General features: G+C 44.3%; 20 protein-coding genes. 13 read left to right on the top strand and 7 right to left on the bottom strand.

The window, feature by feature from the left end:
* Nucleotides 1-128 precede the first annotated feature (128 nt).
* On the top strand, nucleotides 129-800 hold the full coding sequence (locus ACQCT5_RS19795; protein ID WP_499644460.1) for a GntR family transcriptional regulator: 672 nt from the start codon (nucleotides 129-131) through the stop codon (nucleotides 798-800).
* A 104-nt stretch (nucleotides 801-904) separates the two neighbouring features.
* Here the strand turns inward: ACQCT5_RS19795 and katG are convergent, their stop codons facing one another.
* Nucleotides 905-3,091, bottom strand: a complete 2,187-nt coding sequence (gene katG, locus ACQCT5_RS19790; protein WP_499644458.1) for a catalase/peroxidase HPI — start codon at nucleotides 3,089-3,091, stop codon at nucleotides 905-907.
* A gap of 462 nt (nucleotides 3,092-3,553) precedes the next feature.
* Here katG and ACQCT5_RS19785 point away from each other — a divergent pair, with 462 nt between their 5' ends.
* Nucleotides 3,554-3,751, top strand: a complete 198-nt coding sequence (locus tag ACQCT5_RS19785; protein ID WP_499644456.1) for a hypothetical protein — start codon at nucleotides 3,554-3,556, stop codon at nucleotides 3,749-3,751.
* A 57-nt stretch (nucleotides 3,752-3,808) separates the two neighbouring features.
* Here ACQCT5_RS19785 and ACQCT5_RS19780 read toward each other — a convergent pair whose 3' ends face one another.
* Both ACQCT5_RS19780 and ACQCT5_RS19775 read right to left on the bottom strand, forming a co-directional pair.
* Nucleotides 3,809-5,506 carry a glutamine--tRNA ligase/YqeY domain fusion protein gene (locus ACQCT5_RS19780; RefSeq protein WP_499644455.1) on the bottom strand — a complete coding sequence of 566 codons (1,698 nt, stop codon included), beginning with the start codon at nucleotides 5,504-5,506 and terminating at the stop codon, nucleotides 3,809-3,811.
* Between the two features lie 121 nt (nucleotides 5,507-5,627).
* Nucleotides 5,628-6,179 carry a hypothetical protein gene (locus tag ACQCT5_RS19775; RefSeq protein ID WP_499644453.1) on the bottom strand — a complete coding sequence of 184 codons (552 nt, stop codon included), beginning with the start codon at nucleotides 6,177-6,179 and terminating at the stop codon, nucleotides 5,628-5,630.
* Nucleotides 6,180-6,266: 87 nt separating this feature from the next.
* Here ACQCT5_RS19775 and ACQCT5_RS19770 point away from each other — a divergent pair, with 87 nt between their 5' ends.
* Together ACQCT5_RS19770 and ACQCT5_RS19765 are read left to right on the top strand one after the other, a co-directional pair.
* Nucleotides 6,267-6,860 carry a TetR/AcrR family transcriptional regulator gene (locus ACQCT5_RS19770; protein ID WP_499644451.1) on the top strand — a complete coding sequence of 198 codons (594 nt, stop codon included), beginning with the start codon at nucleotides 6,267-6,269 and terminating at the stop codon, nucleotides 6,858-6,860.
* Nucleotides 6,861-7,005: 145 nt separating this feature from the next.
* The gene (locus ACQCT5_RS19765) at nucleotides 7,006-7,683 is read left to right on the top strand and encodes a YdeI/OmpD-associated family protein (protein WP_499644449.1); all 678 of its coding nucleotides are present in this window, start codon (nucleotides 7,006-7,008) and stop codon (nucleotides 7,681-7,683) included.
* 57 nt (nucleotides 7,684-7,740) lie between these two features.
* On the opposite strand, the gene ACQCT5_RS19760 is transcribed toward ACQCT5_RS19765, so the two are convergent.
* Nucleotides 7,741-8,388 carry a spore coat protein gene (locus ACQCT5_RS19760; RefSeq protein ID WP_499644447.1) on the bottom strand — a complete coding sequence of 216 codons (648 nt, stop codon included), beginning with the start codon at nucleotides 8,386-8,388 and terminating at the stop codon, nucleotides 7,741-7,743.
* 275 nt (nucleotides 8,389-8,663) lie between these two features.
* Here ACQCT5_RS19760 and ACQCT5_RS19755 point away from each other — a divergent pair, with 275 nt between their 5' ends.
* The 6 genes from ACQCT5_RS19755 (at nucleotide 8,664) to ACQCT5_RS19730 (ending at nucleotide 12,109) form a co-directional block, all read left to right on the top strand.
* Nucleotides 8,664-9,581, top strand: a complete 918-nt coding sequence (locus ACQCT5_RS19755; RefSeq protein ID WP_499644445.1) for a bifunctional helix-turn-helix transcriptional regulator/GNAT family N-acetyltransferase — start codon at nucleotides 8,664-8,666, stop codon at nucleotides 9,579-9,581.
* Between the two features lie 21 nt (nucleotides 9,582-9,602).
* Nucleotides 9,603-10,121, top strand: a complete 519-nt coding sequence (locus tag ACQCT5_RS19750; protein ID WP_499644443.1) for a YfiT family bacillithiol transferase — start codon at nucleotides 9,603-9,605, stop codon at nucleotides 10,119-10,121.
* 89 nt (nucleotides 10,122-10,210) lie between these two features.
* Nucleotides 10,211-10,414: a hypothetical protein gene (locus ACQCT5_RS19745; RefSeq protein ID WP_499644441.1), complete on the top strand. Its 204-nt coding sequence runs from the start codon at nucleotides 10,211-10,213 to the stop codon at nucleotides 10,412-10,414.
* Nucleotides 10,395-10,709 carry a YbjQ family protein gene (locus ACQCT5_RS19740; RefSeq protein ID WP_499644439.1) on the top strand — a complete coding sequence of 105 codons (315 nt, stop codon included), beginning with the start codon at nucleotides 10,395-10,397 and terminating at the stop codon, nucleotides 10,707-10,709. Before ACQCT5_RS19745 ends, ACQCT5_RS19740 begins: the two co-directional genes overlap by 20 nt.
* A 115-nt stretch (nucleotides 10,710-10,824) precedes the next feature.
* Nucleotides 10,825-11,304: a DUF2243 domain-containing protein gene (locus ACQCT5_RS19735; protein ID WP_499644437.1), complete on the top strand. Its 480-nt coding sequence runs from the start codon at nucleotides 10,825-10,827 to the stop codon at nucleotides 11,302-11,304.
* A complete protein-coding gene (locus ACQCT5_RS19730; RefSeq protein WP_499644435.1) occupies nucleotides 11,291-12,109 on the top strand; it encodes a cytochrome c oxidase assembly protein in 819 nt (272 codons plus the stop codon). The genes ACQCT5_RS19735 and ACQCT5_RS19730 overlap by 14 nt, the downstream gene beginning before the upstream one ends.
* A 292-nt stretch (nucleotides 12,110-12,401) precedes the next feature.
* On the opposite strand, the gene ACQCT5_RS19725 is transcribed toward ACQCT5_RS19730, so the two are convergent.
* Complete coding sequence (locus tag ACQCT5_RS19725; RefSeq protein ID WP_499644433.1) at nucleotides 12,402-13,964, bottom strand: glycoside hydrolase family 10-like protein; 1,563 nt, start codon at nucleotides 13,962-13,964, stop codon at nucleotides 12,402-12,404.
* A gap of 304 nt (nucleotides 13,965-14,268) precedes the next feature.
* Here ACQCT5_RS19725 and ACQCT5_RS19720 point away from each other — a divergent pair, with 304 nt between their 5' ends.
* The 3 genes from ACQCT5_RS19720 to ACQCT5_RS19710 all read left to right on the top strand — a co-directional run bounded on the left by ACQCT5_RS19720 (nucleotide 14,269) and on the right by ACQCT5_RS19710 (nucleotide 16,129).
* Nucleotides 14,269-15,036, top strand: coding sequence for a MerR family transcriptional regulator (locus ACQCT5_RS19720; protein ID WP_499644431.1), 768 nt, complete (start codon nucleotides 14,269-14,271; stop codon nucleotides 15,034-15,036).
* Between the two features lie 299 nt (nucleotides 15,037-15,335).
* Nucleotides 15,336-15,680 carry a MerR family transcriptional regulator gene (locus tag ACQCT5_RS19715; protein WP_499644429.1) on the top strand — a complete coding sequence of 115 codons (345 nt, stop codon included), beginning with the start codon at nucleotides 15,336-15,338 and terminating at the stop codon, nucleotides 15,678-15,680.
* Nucleotides 15,677-16,129: an SRPBCC family protein gene (locus ACQCT5_RS19710; RefSeq protein WP_499644427.1), complete on the top strand. Its 453-nt coding sequence runs from the start codon at nucleotides 15,677-15,679 to the stop codon at nucleotides 16,127-16,129. Before ACQCT5_RS19715 ends, ACQCT5_RS19710 begins: the two co-directional genes overlap by 4 nt.
* 58 nt (nucleotides 16,130-16,187) lie before the next feature.
* Here the strand turns inward: ACQCT5_RS19710 and ACQCT5_RS19705 are convergent, their stop codons facing one another.
* Nucleotides 16,188-16,871 (bottom strand): DUF1129 family protein, encoded by a 684-nt coding sequence (locus ACQCT5_RS19705; RefSeq protein WP_499644425.1) that lies wholly within the window; start codon nucleotides 16,869-16,871, stop codon nucleotides 16,188-16,190.
* On the bottom strand, nucleotides 16,864-17,199 hold the full coding sequence (locus tag ACQCT5_RS19700; protein ID WP_499644423.1) for a PadR family transcriptional regulator: 336 nt from the start codon (nucleotides 17,197-17,199) through the stop codon (nucleotides 16,864-16,866). Before ACQCT5_RS19700 ends, ACQCT5_RS19705 begins: the two co-directional genes overlap by 8 nt.
* Nucleotides 17,200-17,391: the final 192 nt, after the last annotated feature.

Raw genomic sequence — 17,391 nt, 5'->3', positions numbered from 1 at the left:
GCAATATATTACGTAGATTTGCTACATGCAATATATTGTATTTAAAAGCAGAATACTATACACTTTTAACATATCTAACTTAAAATTCATTAATCTTTTTGTGAAATTTATAAAGGTGGTTGTTCAGAATGCCCATACCTTCAAACTATTCTTCCCCCACTCGTGTTTCTGCAAAAAAGCGCGCCTTTGCTCAAATTCAAGAATGGATTATTGATGGAACGCTTCAACCGAAAGAAAAGCTGAATGATGCGGAACTTGCACAAGCTTTAGGTGTGAGCAGAACGCCTATAAGGGAAGCGCTGCAATTACTTAATGTTCAAGGTTTAGTGGAAATGTTTCCAGGGGTAGGCACTCAGGTCACCTCTGTTAAAAAGGAAGACATAACGAAAATCCTGCCTCCATTAGGGGCTCTGCAGGCCCTGGCCGCTGAACTTGCAACACCCATCATTAGTCAACATACGATTGATGCATTGCGTGAGATAAATGCTACATTCGCTCAAGCCATTAAAAAAGGTGATTTTTATTCGGCTTTAAAGCAGGATGAACAGTTTCATAATATTATTGTAGATAATGCACAAAACCCGTATCTCGCTAATTCAGTGTCAAATCTTCAGGCACATGTTCTGCGTCTCTATTTTTATCAGTCCATCATTCTTACGGATACCTCTATAGAAGAACATGAGAGCATTCTAAAAGCATTTGAGAATCGGGATAAAGAAACAGCTGCTAAAATAGCCCGCACTAATTGGCTGCGTGCGATTGATGAGTATTATGCGGAACATAAAGACAGTGGGGAATAGAAATAATTAAGTACAAACGTTTCTACTTTTAGTGGGGGCGTTTTTTGTTTTTAAAAACAGAAAATCCGGATGAAGGTTCTTAACCCCATCCGAATTTTTTTGCATTATTTTTTCACTTTCACATCATAACGATCTGCATCCATTACTTTCACCCAGGCAGCCACAAAGTCATTCACAAACTTCTCCTGGCTATCGTCTTGCGCGTAAACTTCGACGAGTGCGCGGAGGACGGAGTGGGAACCGAATACGAGATCTACTCTTGAAGCGGTACGGACGAGTTCGCCTGTACGGCGGTCACGTGCTTCGTAGTAGCCTTCACCTTCAACTGGCTTCCACTCAACGCCCATATCAAGTAAAGTCACAAAGAAATCATTTGTGAGCGTACCTACCCGTTCGGTGAAGACGCCGTGTTTGGTATCGCCGTGGTTGGCACCCAGCACACGCAACCCTCCGATAAGAACGGTCATATCTTTTGCAGAAAGGTCCATGAGTTGAGCTTTGTCTACCATGAACTCTTCAGGTTTTAAGGAATAGTCTTTCTTATGGTAGTTGCGGAATGCGTCCGATACAGGCTCTAGCACTTCAAAATTCTCTTCGTCCGTTTGATCCTGAGTGGCATCACCGCGACCTGGAGTAAACGGAACTTTAATATCAAAGCCGGCATCCTTTGCAGCTTTCTCAATGGCTGCACTTCCGCCAAGGACGATTAAATCGGCAAGGCTGATGTTCTTATCTAGGCTCTTCTGTAGGTCTTCTAAGACATTAATGGCCTTTCCAAGCTGTTCTGGCTCGTTTGCTTCCCAGTCCTTTTGTGGGGAAAGACGTACACGGGCACCATTTGCGCCGCCACGCTTGTCTGAATGGCGATAGGTGCTGGCAGAAGCCCAAGCCGTTTTCACAAGCTCGCTAACAGAGAGTCCGCAGTTCAGAAGTTTCCCTTTGAGATCTTCAATTTCAGCATTGGTTAATGTGTAGTCAACCTTTGGAACGGGATCCTGCCAAATGAATTCCTCTTCAGGCACTTCAGGTCCTAAATATCTGTCGCGCGGTCCCATATCACGGTGAAGGAGCTTGAACCATGCACGAGCAAAAGCATTGGCAAACTCGTCCGGATTTTCGTAGAAGCGGCGAGAAATTTTTTCATATTCCGGGTCCATGCGCATCGCCATGTCTGCAGTGGTCATCATCGTTTTCACTTTTTTGGACGAATCGTGGGCGTCTGGTGCCAGGTGATCTTCATCCGGATCAATCGGTGCCCATTGGTAAGCGCCAGCCGGGCTCTTCGTCAGCTCCCATTCATAGCCGAACAGCATTTCAAAATAGCTCATATCCCATTGAGTCGGTGTCGGCGTCCAGGCACCTTCAATTCCACTTGTTATCGTGAAAGCGCCATGTCCGGTTTCGTGTGTGCTTTTCCAACCGAACCCCTGATGTTCAAGGCCTGCTCCTTCAGGCTCTTCTGTCACATGAGATGGATCGCCGGCTCCATGTGCTTTTCCGAAGGTGTGACCGCCGGCAGTGAGTGCCACGGTTTCCTCATCATTCATTCCCATGCGTTTAAAGGTATCACGGATATCGCGGGCACTTGCAACAGGATCAGGCTTTCCGTTCGGACCTTCAGGATTTACGTAGATCAAGCCCATTTGTACGGCAGCAAGCGGATTCTCGAGATCACGCTCGCCGGAATAGCGGTTATCACCGAGCCATTCTTTTTCCGGCCCCCAGTTCACGTCCTCTTCAGGGTGCCAAATATCTTCACGGCCACCGCCAAATCCGATCGTCTTTCCTCCCATGGATTCGATTGCCACATTCCCGGCGAAAACGAGCAGGTCAGCCCAGGAGAGCTTATTTCCATATTTCTTTTTAATTGGCCAAAGCAAGCGACGGGCCTTGTCGAGGTTCCCGTTATCCGGCCAGCTGTTAAGTGGTGCAAAACGCTGGGAGCCGCTTCCCCCGCCCCCGCGACCGTCCACTTGGCGGTATGTACCTGCAGCGTGCCAAGACATACGGATGAAGAACGGGCCGTAATGTCCGTAGTCTGCTGGCCACCAATCCTGGCTGTCTGTCATCAGATTATGCAAGTCCTGCTTCAGGGCAGCATAATCCAGCTTTTGAAATTCCTCTGCATAATTAAAATCTTCCCCAAGTGGGTTTGTCTTCGTGTCATGCTGGTGAAGCACATTCAGATCAAGCTGATTCGGCCACCAGTCCTTGTTTTTCGTTCCTCTAATCGGTTTCTCTGAACCACTTTCACCCGTAAATGGGCACTTTCCAACGTTCTCATTGCTCATACATTTTTCCCCTTTCTGTTTTGAGAAGAGTAAACAGCAAACATTCATGCCTTTCAACGTACGAAACTGCAAATAGAGACAACATCAATTCTTACATTGTAATTATATTAAATAATCATCAAAATAAAAAGAAATATACAGAATATTTTTAATAAATTGCCATGGAATTACAAAAAGTGGTTGAGCTACTACTAATAATAAGATAACTTAAAATTGGGTGTTTATACCATAATAGTTAATGAAGGATTGAAATAAATAGCCCCCAGACTTTTTGTACTGGAGGATATTTTTATTCCTAACCTTATCTTGGTAGGTCAAATGTTTCTGTTTTTTCGTTAAACAAATATTCCTTCCAACATGCTCGGCTAACTTTTGATAAAATCCAAGCGCGTTTTATTGAAAAGCCACCACAAATAAGCTAACGTTTTAGATAGAAACAATATCTGAATGGAGAGAGAGCACATGATGTTAGCTTTGGGGATTTTAAGTGTACTAGTTTTATTGGGTGGGCTGTTTGCCACGATTCAGGTAGCTGGAAAAGGGGATAAAGAATATCAAAATGAAACCAAGGGGAATGTTACCCGCCTTACCCTCATTTATATGGCGCTATTTATAATTATCATTGTCGGCTTTTTCATTTATATAAAATGGATTGTGTGACTCTCATACAACCGCAACACAAAAAGGCCCCTGTTTTTTGAACAGGGGCCTTTCATTCTATAACTTAAATGAACTCTTCAACGACACAATCTCATTAAACACGATTTGGTCCTTAGTTGTATGCTTAGGATCCACATTAAAGTAGCCGTGTCTGAAGAATTGGAACTTGTCTTGAGGTTCGACATCTTTCATGTTTGGTTCCACAAAGCCGTTCATCACTTGAAGGGAGTTCGGGTTGACATGGTCAAGGAAGGATTTTTCCGTTTCCACAGCTGCATCATCATTTGCTTCTACATCTGCTATATCCTTCACTTCCGCTTCTTCCGGCTCTTCATTTAGAAGCAACGGCTCAAACAGGCGGAATTCTGCGGGTACTGCCTGTGATGCTTCGACCCAGTGCAGGGTGCCTTTTACTTTTCGTCCGGTGAAGCCTGTGCCGCTCTTTGTTTCAGGGTCATACGTACAGTGGATTTCCACTACATTGCCGTCTTCATCTTTAATGAAATCCTCGCACTTGATGAAATAAGCATGTTTCAGGCGAACCTCGTTACCAGGGAAGAGGCGGAAATATTTCTTTGGCGGATCTTCCATGAAATCATCCTGCTCGATGTAGATTTCTTTTCCGAATGGAATCTGTCTTGAGCCCATTTCCGGATTTTCCGGGTTGATTTCCGCATCCAGCATTTCCACTTGGCCTTCCGGGTAGTTGGTGATCACCACTTTTAAAGGACGAAGTATTCCCATGGTACGCGGGGCCTTCAGCTTCAAGTCCTCACGAATGAAGAAATCGAGCATTTGAGAATCGACAAAGCCGGACCCTTTGGAAACGCCTGTTTCACGGACGAATGCGCGGATCGCTTCCGGTGTGTAGCCTTTTCGGCGCAGGCCGGAGATTGTCGGCATACGCGGGTCATCCCAGCCATCAACGAAGCCTTCATCGACAAGCTTCTTTAGTTTACGCTTACTCATTACCGCATTTGTAACATTCAAACGGCCGAATTCGATCTGTTGCGGCGAGGCTGTCATTTCCGTCTCTTCCACCACCCAGTTGTAAAGCGGTCGTTGGTCTTCAAACTCAATCGTACAGATGGAATGGGTCACGTCCTCAATTGCATCTTCAATCGGATGAGCGAACGCATACATCGGATAGATGCACCACTTATCTCCCGTATTATGATGTGTTGCGTGAGAAATACGGTAAATGACCGGGTCACGCAAGTTGATGTTTGGGGATTTCATGTCAATTTTTGCACGCAGCACCTTTTCGCCGTTTCCGAATTCACCGTTGCGCATGCGCTCGAAAAGGTCCAGATTCTCTTCGACCGTACGTGTGCGGTAAGGGCTGTCCTTACCAGGCTCTTTTAATGTTCCGCGGTATGAACGGATTTCGTCCGGAGAAAGGTCATCAACATAGGCTTTTCCTTTATTAATGAGTAGGACTGCTCTGTTGTACATTTCCTCAAAGTAATCCGACGCGAAGAATAGCCCGTCCCAATCATATCCAAGCCATTTTACGTCCTCTTTGATCGCTTTAACGTATTCCGTATCTTCTTTTAAAGGATTGGTGTCATCAAAACGCAGATTCGTTTTTCCGTTGAATTCATCTGCAAGATCGAAGTTGATGACGATGCTCTTGGCATGTCCGATATGTAAGTAACCATTCGGCTCCGGCGGGAAGCGGGTGATCACATGGTTCCGTTTACCTGATTCCAGATCCTCTTTTATGATATTTTTAATGAAGTTAGAATGTTCCAAGTTTTTCAACCTTCCTTATTTGGATGTTGGGGAAGCGTTTCACTATTTCCCCCACACTTATGATAGTCAATATTGTAACACAAGATATGGGAGGCGCAAAAGCTTATAAGGAGGCATTCTGTCAACTTCTATCCGAGTTTACCGGCTCTTTCTTCGGGAAAAGGGTATAGCTGAAGCTGTAAAGGAAATCTGCCCCGAGAATCAAAGCCCATATTCTCATTACATTGACTAATTCCTCTGTACGCTCTGCATCTCCTACAAACAGAATCATCCCAAATAAAAAGGCATTTCCGACTATCCAGCCGAGAAGGTGGCGAAACCAGCCATTGCGTTCCTTTTTAGCATGTATAGGTCCGTGGTTGATCTTCTTTTGCGGTTTTGGACCGTTTGAAAATCGGTAGGCAAAGCGTTCATCCGCCCAGCGAATCATTCTTTTCCCGAATGCAACGGTTATTCCGATGTAAATGGCCGCTAACCCGTGGATGGAAGAGGCTTGCTGGCCGTTTTTCAAATCGATGATGGTGGCCACAATCAGGACAAGGTCTATGACTGGGGTACCTGCCAACAGCACGATACCTGTTTTTCTCCATACTAAGATGTATCTCGAAACCAAACCAAGAAGAATAAATACCCAGAATCCAATTTCACATGCAATGATAAGCCAACCGATCATTTCTAACCGCTCCTTTTTAATACAAGTGTATTAAAAAGATAATAACACAACTGTATTAAAAAAGGTAATATGTGGTATAATATATACATGCCTAAAATAGTAGATCATGAAAAACAAAAACAATTAGTTGCAGAAGCAGTATGGAGAATCATCCGAAAGGAAGGGATGGAGGGAGCCACTGTACGAAAGATTGCCGAGGAAGCGGGTGTATCTGCCGGCTCGCTTCGGCATTACTTCGGGTCACAGTCGGAGCTGCTTGCTTTTTCGATGGGCTTTGTTTCGCAAAAGGTGAAAGACAGAATCTCTGGACTTACATTTACTGGTGATTCCATGGAAGATGCACAAAAACTGCTTTATGAATTTTTGCCGCTGGACGAAGAAAAAAGTGCGGAAATGGAGGTGTGGATGGCATTCACAATTAAAGCACTTTCGGATTCCACTCTTAAAGAATTAAGTTCACGAGTCTATGAAGAAATGAAAATGGCCATAACCCTTATCATTGATACCCTGATAGAGAAAAGTCTTGCAAAAGAAGAAATAGATAGGGACGCACAAATCGAAATCCTGTACGCGCTTGTCGACGGCCTTGCACTTCACGGTATCATGCAGCCGAATCAGGTGAATGCAGAGGTGATGAAAAGGAGCATTAATCATTATTTGGGATCGATTTGCCGGTATTAGAAAAAAGGCTATCCTTGATTTCAATTCGATGATCAAGAATCAACCGTTTTGTTTTTCTGCAAAATACCCAAATTTCCGGCAATCAAGTTGTTCAACATGATAAAATGAATAAAAATATAATATGGGGTCAAAGGGGCTTTTGACGATGAATTCAACCAAAACGATAATCGAAAAATTGAATCTTAATAAATATTCCAGCCGTCTTATACTGGAAGCACCGAAGGACTTGGAAGATTTCAAGGAATATGAACATGATGCTTCCATTCAAAAGGATAAGTACGATCTAATTTTTCTCTTTATCTATTCGATGGAGGAGTTCGCCGGCTACATCAAGCTTTTGGCGGAGCGGGAGCTCGTAATGGATAATGGCTATGTCTTTTTTGCCTATCCGAAAAAGAACAATCCGAAATACGAGGATTACATCGAGCGAGACCGTTTTATCGAAGGAGCAAATATGGATGAAGAGGGCTATGTTACTTGGAGCATCCTGAAGTTTTCCAGAATGGTCAGCTTGAATGAGGTATTTACGGTAGTGGGTCTAAAGGCGGCTCCGAAGAAAACAAAAAAGGCAGAGAGCACGAAGAAGAGCCAGTGTGTGGACGACTACATTGTACATATTGATGATATCCGTGCACATCTGAAAAACAATGAGGATATATTAAAGGCATACAATGAACTCACCTACGGTTATCAGAAGGACTGGGCACGCTATGTATACAGTGCCAAACGAAAAGAGACGCAGGAGAAGCGCCTGCTGGAAATGGAAACGATTATTGGGGAAGGTTACAAGTCGATGGATTTGTACCGGAGACAGAGTAAATAATGCTGTACTACAAAAAAAGAGGTGTCCGGAAAGCACAATTTCCGGATACCTCTTTTTTTAATGTGGCAGATTTCCTTGATTCGGCACCGTCGTATAGCTCTGCAGCATTGCATTCATATCCTGCATATTCAGTTGCGGGACCTGATAGTACCCGTGCTTGTTCTGATAGAGGAATATCTCATAGCTCATTTCAATAAAGTTCGGCACGCTGTCGGCAATAACGCGACGCAATACGGGATTGGTCATTTCAAGTGCAGTCATAGCCAGCAGGGTGGCCAAGCCTTTTGTATGGCCGAGCATATAGGCGGATAGGCCATTGTCTGAGAGGTCCTGTACAGACGTGTTTGGCGTTTTCGGCTGTGAGGGCTTAATACCGTATACCACCTGATCATGGTTTTGTGTCATGTTATAAACCTGTGTGGAAACAGATGGCTTCTGGCCGGTGTTAAAGCTTTCAACAATTGTATTGTACATCTGCGTCACGAATGCGGATTGGCGGTGCAGGATATCCTTCAGTTCAGGGTCCTTTGTATGCTGGTCGTACATCTGGTACTGATCGAGCATACTGATGATGCCGGCAATAACCTCATGGGCATCATACAATTCATGGCCACCATGATTGGTGCTGACGCCCATTTGGTTTACCGGCTGGGCAGGGGGCATCTGGTTCTGAGGTTGGCCTTGCTGATTCATTTGATTTTGCATCGTTATTCCCTCCAATAGAAGTTTCATACCAGCTTATCTTGAACCGGCAAAGCATTTTTCATGTAAGTGAAGCTAAAATTAGCCCGTTCTGCCCCTCCGAATGAAGATAAGGTTTGCGAGGACGAAGTTAACCAGCCGCTTTCCCCAATGTTTGTGCCAATAAGCAGACCTCGCAGTGTAGGCAAAAGGCGTAATTGACTTATTATTGTTGATTAAGTCAACTATTTTTTGTATACTAAAAAGAAAGAATATTCATGATAAATGGAGGCGAGAGTGTGAAAAAGCAATATGTGGATAAGGTTAGGAAATTCAACAGGGAGTATGCGAAAGTTCTCGGGCGGATCGATCAGGAAATATACAATCAGCCTTTCTCTCTTACCGAGGCGCGTGTAATTACTGAAATCAGCTCTAGGATTGAATGTACAGCAACGGAGATAAGAGATGATTTGGGGATTGACCGTGGCTATATGAGCAGAATGATTCAGCGTTTGGAGAAAGAACATATCATTTTGAAAAAACAGGCTCCAGAGGATAAACGCCAATTTCTTCTCTACTTGACCGATTACGGGAAGAAAATCTACTCCGAGTTGGTGGAACAAGCATATCAGGGAGTAGAGAGGATGCTTCATATGATTCCAGACAGCGATCTTTCAAGGCTGACAACGTCCATGCAAACGATAGAATCCATTTTATTGAAAAAAGAAACCGTACAGCCTGAAGTGATCATTCGTTCCTATCAAGCTGGTGATATAGGGTATGTCGCCCATCTCCATGGAAAACTCTATAAAAATACTTATAATTTCGGACCGCTCTTTGAATATTATGTGATGAAGGGCCTTTCTGAATTTATGATGGATCATGATGGCGGTGAACTTTGGGTCGCAGAGGTTGATGGAGTAGTAGCTGGCTCTATTGCTATCACTAGATTCGATGAAAAAACAGCTCAGCTTCGTTGGTTTGTCCTTGATGAAAGCTATCACGGATTGGGGATCGGAAAAAAATTGATGGAGACAGCCATAAAGTTCAGCAAGGATCAAGAGTATCATAGGATATTCCTGTGGACGGTCAATATTTTGAATGCAGCACGCCACCTGTACGGAAAATATGGGTTTGTCCTGACAGAGGAAAAGGAGAATGATCAGTGGACCGGCTCACGATTGGTGGAGGAGCGCTGGGATGTAGAGCTTTCATAGACTTGAAAAGGGGATGGGAAAATGAAAGAAAGGTACCCGATCGGTATTTTTGAATGGGATGCAGAGCCAGATAAAGAGAAACTGGAATTGTGGATCAAGGAAATAGAGGATGCACCACAGCAACTGAGAAAAGCGGTTGCTGAGCTAAGCGATCAACAGTTGGACACTGCCTACCGCTCTGGAGGATGGACGGTCCGTCAGGTGGTACATCACCTTCCCGACAGCCATCTGAACAGCTATATCCGATTCAAGCTTGCACTTACAGAAGAAAATCCGACAATCAAGCCTTATCAGGAGGATAGATGGGCGGAACTGACAGACTCTAGGCTGCCTATTGATGTCTCCTTGCAGCTCTTGGATGCATTACATGAAAGGTGGGTGGCCTTATTGCGTAGGCTAGATGAGAAAGATTTGGCGAGAACTTTCTATCACCCTGATTCCGGCGAGATGAACCTCGCTAGGAGCATTGGACTTTACGCCTGGCACGGCAAGCATCATCTTGCACATATAACGGAACTTCGAAGACGCAGAAACTGGTAATCAGAAATACTCCAATTTTGTCGACAAATAAAAGAAGAGCGCTATTCCGATTCATGTTACATTAAAAGTAGTGGGAGGAAATGGAAGACGTGGAGAATCTCAAAAAGCTATTATTGGCAGTTGCGTTGATAGGGCAGGTTGTGGGAATCGTGCTGCTATTCTTTAGTGTGCTGCTTGCAGTGATTTTTTACATATTATACGGAATAGCCATTGTTGCGCTCTTTATTGTGTTGATCATGGAGCGGGACAAGGAAAAAGAGGAGGATGACAAGAATGATTATAGTGACTACTGAATCGGTACCCGGCAAGGAAATCAAAGAATTGAAGGGATTTGTACGGGGGAATACCGTCCAGTCCAAGCATATCGGCAAGGACCTGCTCGCAGGCTTGAAAACTATCGTTGGCGGAGAGATCAAAGAATATACGGAAATGATGACAGAAGCACGCCAGAAGGCAATTGCCAGAATGGTCGAGGATGCAAAATCCAAAGATGCGAACGCCATTATCTGTGTCCGCCTAGAGACGTCCAGTATCATGGCAAATGCATCTGAGATAATAGCTTATGGAACAGCGGTTGTGGTGGAATAGTAGTTAGGGGAAGACCAGAAATTTTTCTGGTCTTTTCATTTTTTCAGATAGTTTACCGTTCTTTTGCTAGGGTAAAGCTAGAAGTAAAGACGAACCCTAGGGGAGAACAAATGAAATGAAAGAATCTAATCTATATTCGAAACGCAATCTATTGTCGGGGATTTTATTCGGCATCGGACTAGTGGCTTTTTTGGATGAGGCCATTTTCCATCAACTGCTGCATTGGCATCATTTCTACGATAAATCGACTACCGATATTGGCCTTGTCTCTGATGGAATATTTCATGCTTTCAGTTGGTTTGCGACCGTTGGTGGCTTGTTTTTATTCGCCGACCTTCGCAGGCGCCATGCCCTATGGGTGAAACGGTGGATGGGAGGTGTGCTGCTTGGAGCGGGTGGTTTCCAATTTTATGATGGAACGATACAGCACAAGTTGATGAGGATCCACCAGATTCGCTACGTTGAAAATGTTCTGATCTATGATTTGATATGGCTTGTTATCGCGGTTGTCCTGGCTATTGCTGGTGCTATTTTAACCGTTCGCACACGAGCGGAGAACACTTCGGAGGGAACGTCTGCCTATGAACATGGATGAGCATCATCATCATGTAAATGGTGATTCCATCAATCAAATATCAGAAATGGTCCCACAGCTGATTCTGGCTTTCCCTTTTGTGGTGATCCTCATTCTTTATGGAGTTGGCGTCCTTCTGTCAAACCGCCACTATAAAAGATGGCCGATCTACCGGACGGTTTTATTTTTTATTGGCGCCATGCTGGCAATCCTGACCGTGCTTGGCCCTGTTGCAGATCGCGCGCACAATGATTTTACTGCCCATATGCTGGGCCATCTACTTCTTGGGATGCTTGCTCCACTGCTGATGGCATTAGCAACCCCGATGACACTTTTGCTTAGGACCATATCAGTCAGAGGAGCAAGGGGGCTCACCGGTATATTGAAAAGCAGATTTGGACTCATCCTAAGTGATCCTGTTACGGCCACCCTATTAAATGTTGGCGGCCTGTGGGTTCTCTATACGACTGACTTGTACGAATTGATGCATCAGAATATGTTTCTTCATATAGTAATCCATCTTCATGTCTTTCTAGCAGGCTATCTTTTCACCATTTCAATAATCTATATAGATCCAGCACCACATAGAAGAAGTTTTATCTACCGTTCCATCATTCTATTAACTGCTTTGGCAGCCCACGGTATCCTGTCGAAATTCATCTACGCGAATCCACCAGTGGGAGTGCCGAAGGACCAGGCAGAATCCGGTGCGATGCTCATGTATTATGGGGGTGATGCTGTGGACCTTATTTTAATAGTCTTCCTCTGTTTACATTGGTATAACGCGACACGGCCAAGGGAAACTTTTGCAATGGCGGGAAAATAACAATAAAGCTAGGGGAATTCTCCTGGCTTTATTATTGAAAGGAACAAGTAAGCAAGGATACTGATTATTGCTCCCCGTTCACCAGCTTCAAAGTCCGATACTTTTCCTCTTTCTCGTGTCCCCCTTAAAGTCCTTGATAATCATACCAACTCTATAATGGGTAGGTCTAGAGTAACCATTTTGCCCAATTTATTTAAGTAGGAGGTCAGAAATATTGTTGGAAAAGGGAAAAAGAGACACCCCAGGAAGACTATTGCCTCCATATGGAATGCCTCTTATTTCTATGAATCTACTATTTTACCACTTTTACAATCTTCGCATCCTTGCTTTCCACACCAGTATTGGAAAGCGAGGTCACGCCATACGTGTACTGCTTGCCTTCTTCAACTGTGCTGTCTACAAAAGTGGTAACACCTTCTGCTGAATAGACGACATCCACGATATTCGCTGGATTGTTGTAATCCCCCTCTTGAAGCCCGTCGAAACGGTAGATGACATATTTTCTTGCATCGGAATGCTTTTTATCATCAATGGTCAGGGTGATACCTTCTTCGGTCTTTTCCGCTATTACCGTGTTCGGCTTCTTAGGAAGCTCCTCGCCATTCCATGCTGTAGCAGGTACAAGTGCAGGCTCCGTATAGATTTCATTGGTGAGAATGTCTGCGTAGCCTAGATTGTTTTTAATGATTTGTCTTAAGGAGAAATGCATCTGTCCTTGTGTGTTCACGTCCTGGCGGTTGTCCAGGATCTGTCCAGGAAGCTCGTTTGGATTATGCCAATTCTGATCGAAGTTGTCGCCAACCTTATAATCCGCTGTTCCAATATACAGGTTCACAGGATGGTTATTTGCATATTCCTCGACCTCGTTGCTCCACCAGTCAAGCAGGATGGAGTAGTCGGCTGCTGCAAATCCGCGAGACCAATAAATCTGAGGGGTGATATAGTCGATGCTACCGTCCTTGATCCATTGTCTTGTATCGGCATAAAGGTCATCATAGTTTGTTTGTCCAGCCGTGGTGTTGCTTCCAGTCGGGTCCATCGCGATATTTCTCCATACTCCGAACGGGGAGATACCGAACTGCACCCAGCTCTTTGTGTCCTTGATGGTGGAGTTGATCGCTGCAACTAGAGTATTGACGTTATCGCGTCTCCAGTCATCGATGTTATCAAATCCGCGCGGGTCCGCCTCGAATTGTGCTCTGTCTGGGAATTCCTCTCCTGCTCTGCGATATGGATAAAAGTAATCGTCCATATGCACCGCTTCAATGTCGTAATTGCTTACAAGCTCTTCCACAGTATCAAGCAGATAGTTTTGTACTTCCTGGATACCAGGGTTCAAGTAATATTGGAAACCATATTTTACAATCCACTCCGGATGCTCCTTTGCGACACTGTCGGGTGACAGGCTGTCCAATGTTTCAAACGGCATGGTCACACGGTATGGATTTACCCAAGCGTGCACTTCGATCCCGCGTGCATGGGATTCATCAATCATGATCTGAAGCGGGTCATAGCCAGGATCCGTTCCCTGTGCCTTGCCGGTCACATACTTGGACCAAGGATCAATTTCAGACGGATAAAATGCATCTGCGGTAGGTTTGACCTGATAGATGATCGTGTTGAAATTCTTACCCTTAAGGAAATCAAGTGTCTGCTCAACCCAAGCGGTATAATCCGCTTCATTCATGCCAGCTTTTACGTCGATGTTCTGAACGGTGGCAATCCATGCTGCCCTCATCTCATGTTTAGGTTGGTAAGCCATTTCTGCACTCCCTTTCGCGGTAAAAAGAGGGAGAGTGAAGGAAAACAATAATGCCGTAATCATTATGTACTTACATGCTTGTCCAAATTTCATGTGTAGCCCCTCGCTTTCTAATTTTGTTTTAGTAAACGCTTACAAAACTGTTGAAATAATATTTCAGTAAATGACAGAAAAGTTGAAATATTATTTCTGTTATTATTATAAAAGTAATGACAAAAATGGTATATAGAGCCAAAGGAGCAAAATACTGAATATTCAAACTTGTGTTTCTTAGTAGTTTTGATGCAGGTGCATAGTCATTTGGGACTAATTCGAGATTCGAAATAATTTATTTAAAAAACCTATTTACCTTTACGCTACGTCAAGGTGTATAGTGAAATTGTCAGGAGGTGAGCACATGGAATATACCGTGCAGAAACTAGCAAAAATGGCAGGGGTTACGGGTCGAACCTTGCGCTATTATGATGAAATTGGGATTCTTAAGCCGGCAAGAATCAATTCATCCGGATACCGCATATACGGTCAAAAGGAAGTGGACCGCCTGCAGCAAATCCTTTTTTACAGGGAGCTGGAGGTGGATCTTTTGAGCATCAAGAAAATCATGACCTCTCCGACCTTTGACCCAGCGCATGCATTGAAAGAGCACCGTGAAAAACTTCTGACAAAACGGGAGCAATTGAATCTACTGATCGCTAATGTTGATAAAACTTTGGCCGCACAGGAAGGGAGAGTCACAATGAGTGATAAAGAAAAATTTGAAGCATTCAAGCAGAAGCAGATAGATGAAAATGAAAAGAAATATGGCAAGGAAATCCGTGAGAAGTACGGGGAAGAGGCTGTCGAAAAATCCAATGCAAAATTCAAAGGCATGAGTAAGGATCAGCATGCTGAAGGGGAGAGACTCGGGCAAGAGATCCTGGATGTCCTGGAGGAGGCGATGCAGATGGGCGATCCTGCTGGAGATCTCGGACAAAAAGCGGCTGCGCTGCATCACAAGTGGCTGGGTCTATATTGGGACAGCTACTCCAAGGAGGCGCATGCAGGGTTGGCTCAGATGTATGTGGATGATGAGCGATTCACTGCTTACTATGACAAGAAAAAACCTGGTAGCGCAGCGTTTTTACGGGATGCGGTGTTTGTTTATACGGGAATGGAGAAGGACTGAGGTAATAGTGTGGCAGGCGGCGCGTAATGTGCTGCCTGTTTTTTTGAGGAAAAGGGAAGTGTGAGAATGCAGGCGGATTGCGTGAGGATCAGACGGATTTACGTGAGAATCCGGGGCAGTTACGTGAGGATAGAACGGAGTTACATGAAAATAAGTCCGAGTAGAGTGAGAATAGGGTAAAACCCATCACACATAATCATCAATTTTAAAGGTTTCCCACCCAAAAATAAAGAAATAATAAAATAATAGTTGACCCTGTGGTGTACCCCACGGTTTATGATAGGAGGGGGAGGGAAGGAATGTATAAGGTCAGTGAGTTTTCGGAGATGACGGGGCTGAGCAAGGAGACGCTCCGGTATTATGCAGAGGTGAAATTGCTCGAGCCCGCCTACATCGACCCGAAGAATAATTATCGTTATTACGATGATGGCAGCTTTTTTCTGGCAGTTCTTTTGGGGAAGTTGAGGCGGTTCGGTTTTACGATACAGGAAATGATTTCAGTGATGGAGGACGAGTCCTTCGCTCACTTGGAAGAGTTGATTCAGCAAAAGAAAAATAACATACAGATGCAGATGGAGGACCTTCAATTGAAATTAGAAGAGATTGAGGAGTTCCTGGAATCTGGGAAGGAGGAAAAGGAATGATTCAGTGGAAAGAGGAGCGGGTGATCCCGGTCGATATTGAAAAGCTATGGGAGTTGTTTTTGGATAAAAATATCACGAAAACGATGCCGAAAGTGGAAGAGCATATTTTGATTGAGAAGACAGAAGGTGAAGTCGGAGCGAAGCATCAGCAGAAATATCGCGAGGGTAAAAGGGTGGAAACGTATATAGTAGAGACCCTAGCCTATGAGGACCAAGAAGACAAAAAGCTCAAGCAGATCAGCTTCACCCTCGGAAAAGCGTTTGAAATCAACCTGACCTTTGAGCTGCAAAAAGTCGACGAAACGAACACAAGGTTCATTTATTCCGGCTACAATAAAGGGGTGAATTTTGTCGGACGGGCCATGCTGAAGCTTGGAAGTGAGAAAGCAAACAATAAGGTCGTGCAGGAATACATGGATAGGGTGGAAGCAGAAGCGATGAAACTGTAATAAAAGAAAGAGCTATTGGCCAACTGGGCGATAGCTCTTTTGCGCTATAGATAATAGATTAATTTGATATCCGTTGAAGCAATTTACTTATCAGAAAGAACACTCCACCCATCCCAAGGTACACCCACCATTCCAAGTCAAGGTTTGGCCCGAAGTCAGGAGCGAGCCAGGTAACCAGCATAATAAAGGCCATTCCCGCAGCTCCAAAAAGTCCGGCCTTCCAGTATGCACTGCGCTTTTCTTTTTTCTCTTTGAATAGAGTGGAACGCAAAAGCTTGAAAATGACATTGACACCAAGACCGGAAAACATGATGACTGCCACAGCAAGAATCATCATATTACCAAGGGAGATTGCATCCCGAACCTCAACAAATCTTGGCAAAATCAAATGAATCAACCCAAGGATGAGACCGAACCAGGCTAAGGAGCTTGCAACCTGGGAAAGAATGAAAGGGATGGCCTTGCGTTTCTTCTCGCTTGGAAGGCCTGATATCAGTTCTTCCGCATAAGCCTTAGGGTCGTCGCCGAAAAGGATGGATGCGGATTTTCCTTCCTGCTGAGCTATCAAGAGATGATCAAGTAGCTCAAGCAACAGCTCTTCTCCTTCGCGTTCTGCAATTCGGAGGTCTGTTCGGATGTACAGTAAGAAGTCTTCATACAGCTTTAGATTTTCTTTGTTCAAAAGCTCTCGTTTTTCATTGTTTTCCTCAATATAGGATTTAGTAGTGTTTGTTTTAAGCATCGTTTTCCCCTCTTTGCAGTAGTTTGCTTACTGGCCCCGCAATCAACATCCATTCGTTAGCTATTCTGTCGAGCTCTTCTTTTCCGCTGTCTGTCAGATAGTAGTATTTTCTGTTGGGACCGGATGCGGAAGGCTGCATTTCCCCTCGTATGAAGCCGTTTTTCTGCAGCCTGAGCAGAACAGGGTAGATGGTCCCCTCGCTGATATCCGGCAGCCCGACTTTCTGGAGTCTCTGTGATAGCTCGTATCCATATACGGCCTGCTCCTCGACGATGGACATCACACATGCATCCAAAATCCCTTTTAATAGCTGGCTTCTTGCTGCCATATTTTCACCTCATCATTGGTACTTTGTTATGCAAGGTAGCTGCGTAAAAAAATTCGGTAAATTGCAAGGTACTACCCTGCATGTATCAGCTACCTTGCATTGCCTGATACCATTATTATATGCGGAGCTATCTTGTAATGCAAGGTATAAATGGAAAAATATATATTTTTAGAGCGGGTATGGTGTCAGTAG

Source organism: Sutcliffiella halmapala, assembly GCF_050107295.1.
Lineage (GTDB): Bacteria > Bacillota > Bacilli > Bacillales > Bacillaceae_I > Sutcliffiella_A > Sutcliffiella_A halmapala_A.
This window is presented reverse-complemented; position numbering and strand designations above follow the sequence as displayed.